The sequence below is a fragment of the Magnetospirillum sp. genome, assembly GCA_027532905.1.
Taxonomy (GTDB): Bacteria; Pseudomonadota; Alphaproteobacteria; order CACIAM-22H2; family CACIAM-22H2; genus Tagaea.
Window position 1 is genome coordinate 1,200,829 of the sequence record JAPZUA010000002.1, and the last position, 9,995, is coordinate 1,210,823.

The window sequence follows — 9,995 nt, forward strand, 5'->3', positions numbered from 1 at the left end:
TTCTTGTCATCATGATAACTCTTGGTTATTCTCGAATTCAAACCTCCAGAAGGGAGACCGTATTATGCCCGTTACTCTTGGCGCCGCAGGCGGCACCTACACGTTCGTCTCGGCCGATACCGTAACGGGCGGCGCTGGCGATGATACGCTCGTCTTCTCGGACGCACTTACAACCGGCCTAATCACCCTTGCAGCCGGCAACGACCAGCTCACGCTGGGCGCGGCAGGCACAGTCGGCAACACAGTCACGGTCACCAACGTCGAAACCATCGTCGGCAGCACGCTCGCCGACTCGGTGACGCTCGGTGCAGCACTCGCGGCAGGCTCGATCGACCTCGGCAACGGTAACGATCGCCTCGTCCTCGGCGGCTCCACGACCAACACGCTCACGATCAACAACGTCGAAACGCTGGTCGGCAGTGCGGGTGCCGACACGGTCACCTTCGAAAATTCGGTCAACGGCGCCACGGTCGATCTCGCGGCCGGCAGCGATCGCCTGATCCTGGGCGGCACCGCCGCCAACACGCTGACGATCAGCAACGTCGAAACCCTGGTCGGCAGCACGAACGGCGACACGGTAACGCTGAATTCCGCCGCCACGACCGGCGCCATCGATCTCGACGACGGCAACGACCGCCTCGTCCTCGCCAACGTCGCCAACACAGTTACGGTCACCAACGTCGAAACGCTCGTCGCCGGCACGGTTGCCGACACGATCACGCTGGGCAGCCAGATCACGTCGGGCACCATCGACCTCAACGCCGGCAACGACCGGTTGATTCTCGGAAACTTCGAAAACACGCTGACGGTCGTCAACGTCGAAACGCTGGTCGGCGGCACGACGGCCGACACGGTCACGCTCGGCACGGCGATCACGGTCGGCACGCTCGATCTCGCCGCCGGCGACGACAGCCTCACGCTCGGCAACTTCGCCAATACCGTCACCCTCACCAACATTGAAACCGTCGTCGGCGGCACAACCTCGGATACGGTCACGCTGTCTTCCGGCACCACGGCCGGCACGGTCGATCTGGGTGCGGGCAACGACCGCCTGGTCCTCGCGGGCGGTGCAAACACGGTTACGGTCTCGAACGTCGAAACGCTGGTCGGCGGCACGGGCACCGACACGGTCACGCTGGGCGCGCAAATCACGGCCGGTACGATCGACCTCGGAGCCGGCAACGACCGCCTGATCCTCGACACGACCGCCAACACGCTCACTGTCGTGAACGTCGAAACGCTCGTCGCCAACTCGGACAACGACACGGTCACCTTCGGCTCGGCCATCACGACTGGTTCTGTCGACCTGCTCGACGGCAACGACCAGTTGATCCTCGGCAACTTCGCCAACACGGTCACGGTGTCGAACGCCGAAACGCTGCTCGGCGGCACGGCGTCCGACACGGTAACGCTCGGCTCCCAGCTCACGGCCGGCACGGTCGATCTGCGCGCTGGTACCGACCGCCTGATCCTCGGCAACTTTGAAAACACCCTCACGGTCGCTAACGTCGAAACCATCGTCGGCGGTACCACGCTCGACACGGTCACGATCGGCACGGCGATGACGGCGGGCTCGATCGATCTGGGTGCGGGCAACGACAGCCTCACGCTCGGCGACTTCGCCAACACCGTGACGATGACGAACATCGAAACCATCGTCGGCGGCACCACGACCGATACGGTCGTGCTCGGCGCGGCCTCGACGACCGCGACGATTGATCTCGGGGCCGGCAACGACCGCCTCGTGCTCGGCGGCACTGCGGTCAACACGGTCACGGTCACGAACGTCGAAACCCTGGTCGGCAGCACGAATGCCGACACGGTCACGCTCGACGCGGCGATCACGGCCGGTACGGTCGATCTCGGGGCCGGCAACGACCGCCTGATTCTGTCGGGCACGGCCGCCAACACGGTCACGGTTTCGAACATCGAAACTTTGGTCGGCAGCACCAACGACGATACGGTCACCTTCGGCGGCGCCATCACGGCCGGTACGGTCGATCTGGGCGACGGCAACGACCGTCTCGTGTTCGGCAACACCGCCAACACGGCGACGGTGCTGAACGTCGAAACCATCGTCGCCGGCTCGCTCGCCGACACGATCACCTTGGGCACGCAAGTCACCTCCGGCACGGTCGATCTGAGTGCGGGCAACGACCGCCTGATCCTCGGCAACTTCGAAAACACGCTGACGGTCGCCAACGTCGAAACGCTCGTCGGCGGCACCACGGCCGACACTGTCACGCTCGGCACGGCGATCACGGTCGGCACGCTCGATCTCGCCGCCGGCGACGACAGCCTCACGCTCGGCAACTTCGCCAACACCGTCACCCTCACCAACGTTGAAACCGTCGTCGGCGGCACCACCTCGGATACGGTCACGCTGTCGGCCGGCACCACGGCCGGCACGGTCGATCTGGGCGCGGGCAACGACCGCCTCGCCCTCGCGGGCGGTGCGAATACGGTCACGGTTTCGAACGTCGAAACGCTGGTCGGCGGCACGGGTACGGACACGGTCACGCTGGGCGCGCAGATCACAGCAGGCACCATCGATCTGGGTGCGGGCAACGACCGCCTGATCCTCGACACGACGGCGAACACGCTCACGGTCGTGAACGTCGAAACGCTCGTCGCCAACTCGGACAACGACACGGTCACCTTCGGCTCGGCGGTCACGACTGGGTCGATCGACCTGCTCGACGGCAACGACCAGCTGATCCTGGGCGGCTTTGCCAACACGGTTACGGTGTCGAACGCCGAAACGCTGCTCGGCGGCACGGCAGCCGACACGGTCACGCTCGGCGCTCAAGTTACGGCCGGCACGGTCGATCTGCGCGCTGGCACCGACCGCCTGATCCTCGGCAATTTCGAAAACACGCTCACGGTCGCCAACATCGAAACCATCGTCGGCGGCACGACGGCCGATACGGTCACGCTCGGCGCGGCGATGACGGCGGGCTCGATCGATCTGGGTGCGGGCAACGACAGCCTGTCGCTCGGTACCTTCGCCAACACGCTGACGGTCACGAACGTCGAAACCGTCGTCGGCGGCGCGGGCAACAACACGGTCACGCTGGGCGCGGGCACCACTTCGGCCAGCATCGATCTCGGGGCCGGCAACGACCGCCTCGTCCTCACGGGTACCGCCGCCAACACGGTCACGGTCACGAATGTCGAAACGATCATCGGCAGTGCGGCGACCGATACGGTCACGCTCGACGCGTCGGTTACGGCCGGCACGGTCGATCTCGGGGCTGGAGCCGACCGCCTGGTTCTCGGCGGCACGGCCGCCAACACGCTGACGGTCACGAACGTCGAAACGCTGGTCGGCAGCACCAACGACGACACGATCACGCTCAGCACGGCGATCACGTCCGGCAGCATGGATCTGGGCGACGGCAACGACCAGCTCACGCTCGGCAACTTCGCCAACACGCTGACCATCGTGAACATCGAAACGTTGGTCGCCGGCACGCTCAACGACACGATCACGCTGGGCAGCCAGATCACGACCGGCACCATCGATCTGCGCGCTGGTGCGGACCGCCTGATCCTCGGCAACTTCGAGAACACGCTGACGGTCGCCAACGTCGAAACCCTGGTCGGCGGTACCACGTCGGACACGGTCACGCTCGGTACGGCCGTGACGGCGGGCTCGATCGATTTGGGTGCTGGCAACGATAGCCTCACGCTCGGCAACTTCGTCAACACGGTCACGATCACGAACGTCGAAACCTTCGTCGGCGGCACCACCTCGGATACGATCACGCTGTCGTCGGGCACCACGGCCGGAACGGTCGATCTCGGGGCCGGCAACGACCGCCTGGTCCTCGCGGGCGGTGCCAACACGGTCACGGCTTCGAACGTCGAAACGCTGATCGGCGGCACGGGTACGGACACGGTCACGCTGGGCGCGCAGATCACGGCAGGCACCATCGATCTCGGGGCCGGCAACGACCGCCTGATCCTCGACACCACCGCGAACACGCTTACGGTCGTGAACGTCGAAACGCTCGTCGCCAACTCGGACAACGACACGGTCACCTTCGGCTCGGCAGTCACGACTGGGTCGATCGACCTGCTCGACGGCAACGACCAGCTGATCCTGGGCGGCTTCGCCAACACGGTCTCGGTCGCCAACGTCGAAACGGTCACCGGCGGTTCGCTTGCCGACACGGTCACCCTCGCCGCCCAAACAACGGCCGGTACGGTCGATCTGCGGGCCGGTTCGGACCGTCTGATCCTCGGCAACTTCGAAAACACGCTCACGATCGCCAACGTCGAAACCATCGTCGGCGGCACCACGGCCGACACGGTCACGCTCGGTGCGGCCATGACGGCGGGTTCGATCGATCTGGGTGCGGGCAACGACAGCCTGTCGCTCGGCACCTTCGCCAACACGCTGACGGTCACGAACGTCGAAACCGTCGTCGGCGGTGCGGGCAACAACACGATCACGCTGGGTGCGGGCACCACGACGGGCACGTTCGATCTCGGGGCCGGCAACGACCGCCTTGTCCTCACGGGCACGGCCGGCAACACGGTCACGGTCACGAACGTCGAAACGATCATCGGCAGCGCCGCCGCCGACACGGTCACGCTCGACGCCTCGATCACGGCCGGCACGGTGGATCTGGGGGCCGGCACCGATCGCCTGATCCTCGGGGGCACTGCCGCCAACACGCTGACGATCACGAACGTCGAAACGCTGGTCGGCAGCACCAATGCCGATACGGTTACGGTCAGCACGGCAATCACGACCGGCAGCCTCGATCTGGGCGACGGCAACGACCAACTCACGCTCGGCAACTTTGCCAACACGGTCACGATCGCCAACGTCGAAACCCTGGTCGCAGGCACGGCCAACGACACGATCACGCTCGGCACGGAAATCACCACGGGCACCATCGATCTGCGGGCCGGCAACGACCGCCTGATCCTCGGCAACTTCGAGAACACGCTGACGGTCGCCAACGTCGAAACCCTAGTCGGCGGCACCACTTCGGACACGGTCACGCTCGGTACGGCCGTGACGTCGGGTTCGATCGATCTCGGGGCCGGCAACGACGGCCTCACGCTCGGCAACTTCGTCAACACGACCACCGTTACCAACGTTGAAACCCTGACCGGCGGCACCACCTCGGATACGGTCACGCTCTCGGCCAACACGACGGCGGGTACCATCGATCTCGGGGCCGGCAACGACCGCCTGGCTCTGGCGGGCGGTGCCAACACGGTCACGGTGTCGAACGTCGAAACGCTGGTCGGCGGTACGGGCACCGACACGGTCACGCTGGGCGCGCAGATCACGGCCGGTACCATCGATCTCGGGGCCGGCAACGACCGCCTGATCCTCGACACGACGGCCAACACCGTGACGGTGCTCAACGTCGAAACGCTCGTGGCCAACACCGACAACGACACGATCACGTTCGGCACGGCCGTTACGACCGGCTCGATCGACCTGCTGGACGGCAACGACCAGCTGATCCTCGGCGGCTTCGCGAACACGGTCACGGTCTCGAACGTCGAAACGCTGCTCGGCGGCACGGTTGCCGACACGATCACGCTCGGCGCCCAGCTCACGGCGGGCACGGTCGATCTTCGCGCCGGTGCGGACCGCCTGATCCTCGGCAACTTCGAGAACACGCTGACGGTCGCCAACGTCGAAACGCTGGTCGGCGGCACCACACTCGACACGGTCACGCTCGCAACTGCGATCACGGCGGGTTCGCTCGATCTCGGGGCCGGCAACGACAGCCTCACGCTCGGCAACTTCGCCAACACGGTGACGATGACCAACATCGAAACCATCGTTGGCGGGACGACCTCGGATACGGTCACGCTGGGTGCGGCTTCGACGACGGCGACGATCGATCTGGGTGCAGGCAACGACCGCCTCGTGCTCGGCGGTACAGCCGTCAACACGGTCACGATCTCGAACGTCGAAACGCTGGTCGGCAGCTCGAACGCCGATACGGTCACGCTTGACGCGCTCGTCACCTCGGGCACCTTCGATCTCGGGGCCGGCAGCGACCGTCTCATCCTGACCGGTACGGCGGCCAACACGCTGACGATCTCGAACATCGAGACCGTGGTCGGCAGCACCAACGACGATACGGTGACGTTGGCTGTGTCCTACACCTCCGGCAACATCGATCTCGGCGACGGCAACGACCGCCTGGCACTCGGCAACTTCGCCAACACGCTCACGATCTCGAACGTCGAAACGCTCGTGGCCGGCACGCTCGCCGACACGATCACGCTCGGCACGGAGATCACGACCGGCACCATCGACCTGCTCGCTGGCGCCGATCGCCTGATCCTCGGCAACTTCGAGAACACGCTGACGGTCGCCAACGTCGAAACGCTGATCGGCGGCACCACCTCCGACACCGTGACGCTGGGGGCAGCGATCACCGCCGGCTCCATCGATCTGGGTGCGGGCAACGACAGCCTCACGCTCGGCAACTTCGTGAACACGGTCACGCTCACGAACGTCGAGACCTTCGTCGGCGGCACCACGTCGGATACGATCACGCTCGCCTCGGGCTACACCTCGGGCACGATCGATCTCGGGGCCGGCAACGACCGCCTGGTTCTGGCGGGCGGCAGCAACACGGTCACGGTTTCGAACGCCGAAACGCTGGTCGGCGGCACAGGCGCCGACACCGTCACGCTGGGTTCGCAGCTCACCGCGGGCACCATCGATCTCGGGGCCGGCAGCGACCGTCTCACCCTCTCCGACAGCGCCAACACGCTGACGGTGGTCAATATCGAGACGCTCGTGGGCGGTACCGACACCGATACGGTCACGTTGGGCAACGCCTTCACGACCGGCTCGGTCGACCTTGGCGACGGCAACGACCGCTTGTTCCTCGGCAACTTCGCCAACACGATCACGATCGTGAACGTGGAGACGATCACCGGCGGAACCGGCAACGACAACATCACCGTGACCGGCGCGGCTGCTCGACTGGACGGCGGGGCAGGCAACGACACGCTCACGGGCGGTGCGGGCAACGACACGATCTTCGGCGGTGCGGGCAACGACTCGATCTCGGGCGGGGCAGGCAACGACACCTTCGTGCTCAGTGCAGGCACCGACTCGGTCAACGGCTTCACCGCCGGCGCCGACAAGATCGACATCCGCGGCTTCTTCTCCTTCGCCGACATCACCGATGTCCAAGCGGCATCGACCTACGGGGCCAACACGACGATCAATCTCGGCTCCGGCAATACGGTTACCCTGATCGGCGTGAGCACCATCACGTCGGGCATGGCCTCGGACTTCGTCTTCTACACGTAAGCCAACAGGCAGCGGCGTCCCCTTCTTCGGAAGGGGGCGTCGCCGCCTCTCGGTCTTTTCACTTTGATTACGGTTTCTACTTTCGGACCTGCGGTACCCAGATGCAGACAGGCAAGGCGATCGGAAAAACTTGGTGGTTTTTTGAGATAACGCCTTGCATATGTCTAAAATTCTGATAAAAGTTATCGAGAATCGAACTTAACACCCCAGAAGGGATCCATCCAATGCCCATTACATTCAACGACGCTGGTGGTACGCACTCGATCACCGCATTCGACACGATCACGGGCGGCACCGGTGCCGACACGATCGTTTTGGCAGCCGCCTTCACGACCGGCCTCATCGATCTGCGCGCAGGCGCGGACGAAGTCCAACTCGGCGGCACCTCGACCAACACGCTGACGATCAGCAATGTCGAAACGCTGACCGGCAGCACCAACGCCGACACGATCACGCTCGGAGCGGCCCAAACTGCCGGCACGATCGATCTCGGCAACGGCAACGACCGCCTGGTTCTGAGCGGCACGGCCGGCAACACGATTACGGTCAGCAATGTCGAAACCCTCGTCGGCAGCGCCGGCGCGGATACGGTCAGCCTGGACGCCTCTGTGAATGGCGCCGCGATCGATCTGGGTGCGGGTTCCGACCGTCTGATCCTGGGCGGCACGGCCGCCAACACGGTCACGATCACCAACGTCGAAACGCTCGTCGGCAGCACCAACGACGACACGGTCACGGTCAGCACAGCCGTCACGTCCGGCACCATCGATCTCAGCGACGGCAACGACCGCCTCGCACTCGGCGCCTTCGCCAACACGCTCACGGTCGTCAACGTCGAAACGCTGGTCGCCAACACGCTCAACGACACGATCACGCTCGGCAGCCAAGTCACGTCGGGCACCATCGACCTGCTCGCCGGCACCGACCGCCTGATCCTCGGCAACTTCGAGAACACGCTGACCGTCGCCAACGTCGAAACGCTGGTCGGCGGCACCACGGCCGACACGGTCACGCTCGGCACCGCCATGACGGCAGGCTCGCTCGATCTCGCCGCCGGCGACGACAGCCTCACGCTCGGCAACTTCGCCAACACGGTTTCCGTCACGAACGTCGAAACGCTCGTCGGCGGCACCACCGCCGACACGGTCACCCTCGCCGCCAACACGACCGCAGGCTCGATCGACCTTGCGGCCGGCAACGACAGGCTGATTCTGTCCGGCGGCACGGCCGGCAATACGGTCACGGTTTCGAACGTCGAAACGCTGGTCGGCAGCACGGCCGCCGACACGGTGACGCTGGTTGGCAGCCAGACCGGCAACACGGTCGATCTTGGGGCCGGTTCCGACCGCCTGATCCTCGACACGGTCGCCAACACGGTGACGGTGCTCAACGTCGAAACGCTCGTCGCCAACTCGGACAACGACACGGTCACCTTCGGCACCGCCGTCACGACCGGCACCATCGACCTGCTCGACGGCAACGACGCGCTGATCCTCGGCGGCTTCGCCAACACGGCCACGGTCTCCAACGCCGAAACCATCACCGGCGGTACGGCCACCGACACGATCACGCTCGGCGCCCAGATCACCGCCGGTACGGTCGATCTGCGCGCAGGCACCGACCGCCTGATCCTCGGCAACTTCGAAAATACGCTGACCGTCGCCAACGTCGAAACGCTGGTTGGCGGCACCACCGCCGACACCGTGACGATCGGTGCGGCCATGACCTCGGGCTCGATCGATCTCGGAGCCGGCAACGACAGCGTCACGCTCGGCAACTTCGCCAACACGGTCACGATCACGAACGCCGAAACCATCGTCGGCGGCACCACGACCGACACCATCACGCTCGGTGCGGCCTCGACAACGGCCACGATCGACCTCGGTGCCGGCAGCGACCGCCTGATCCTGGGCGGCACGGCCGTCAACACGGTTACGGTCACCAACGTCGAAACGATCGTCGGCAGCTCGAACGCCGACACGGTCACGCTCGACGCCTCGGTCACCGGTGCGACCGTCGACCTCGCCGCGGGCGCGGACCGCCTGATCCTGGGCGGCACGGCCGCCAACACGCTGACGATCGTCAACGTCGAAACGGTGATCGGCAGCTCGAACGACGACACGCTGACGCTGGGTGCGGCCTATACAGCCGGCACCATCGATCTTGGCGACGGCAACGACCGCCTCGTGCTCAACAACGGCGCCAACACGCTCACCGTGCTGAACGTCGAAACGCTGGTCGCCGGCACGCTCACCGACACGATCACGCTGGGCACGCAAATCACCTCGGGCACCGTCGATCTGCTGGCAGGCAACGACCGCCTGATCCTCGGAAGCTTCGAGAACACGCTGACCGTCGCCAACGTCGAAACGCTGGTCGGCGGCACCACCGCCGACACGGTCACGATCGGCACCGCCATGACGGCGGGCTCGCTCGACCTTTCGGCCGGCGACGACAGCCTCACGCTCGGCAACTTCGCCAACACGGTCACGGTCACGAACGTCGAAACGCTGGTCGGCGGCACCACCGCCGACACGGTCACCCTCGCCGCCAACACGACGGCGGGTTCGATCGACCTTGCCGCCGGCAACGACCGCCTGATCCTCTCGAGCGGTACGGCCGCCAACACGGTCACGGTCTCGAACGTCGAAACGATCGTCGGCGGCACGGCTGCCGACACGGTCAC

2 protein-coding genes are annotated in these 9,995 nt (G+C 65.5%); both read left to right on the forward strand.

Features of this window, described 5'->3' with window-relative positions; genetic code table 11:
* The first annotated feature begins 64 nt into the window (after positions 1-64).
* Positions 65-7,309 carry a calcium-binding protein gene (locus O9320_13715; GenBank protein MCZ8311904.1) on the forward strand — a complete coding sequence of 2,415 codons (7,245 nt, stop codon included), beginning with the start codon at positions 65-67 and terminating at the stop codon, positions 7,307-7,309.
* 224 nt (positions 7,310-7,533) lie between these two features.
* Positions 7,534-9,995: calcium-binding protein (locus tag O9320_13720; GenBank protein MCZ8311905.1), on the forward strand; the 2,462-nt coding region annotated here is incomplete at its 3' end.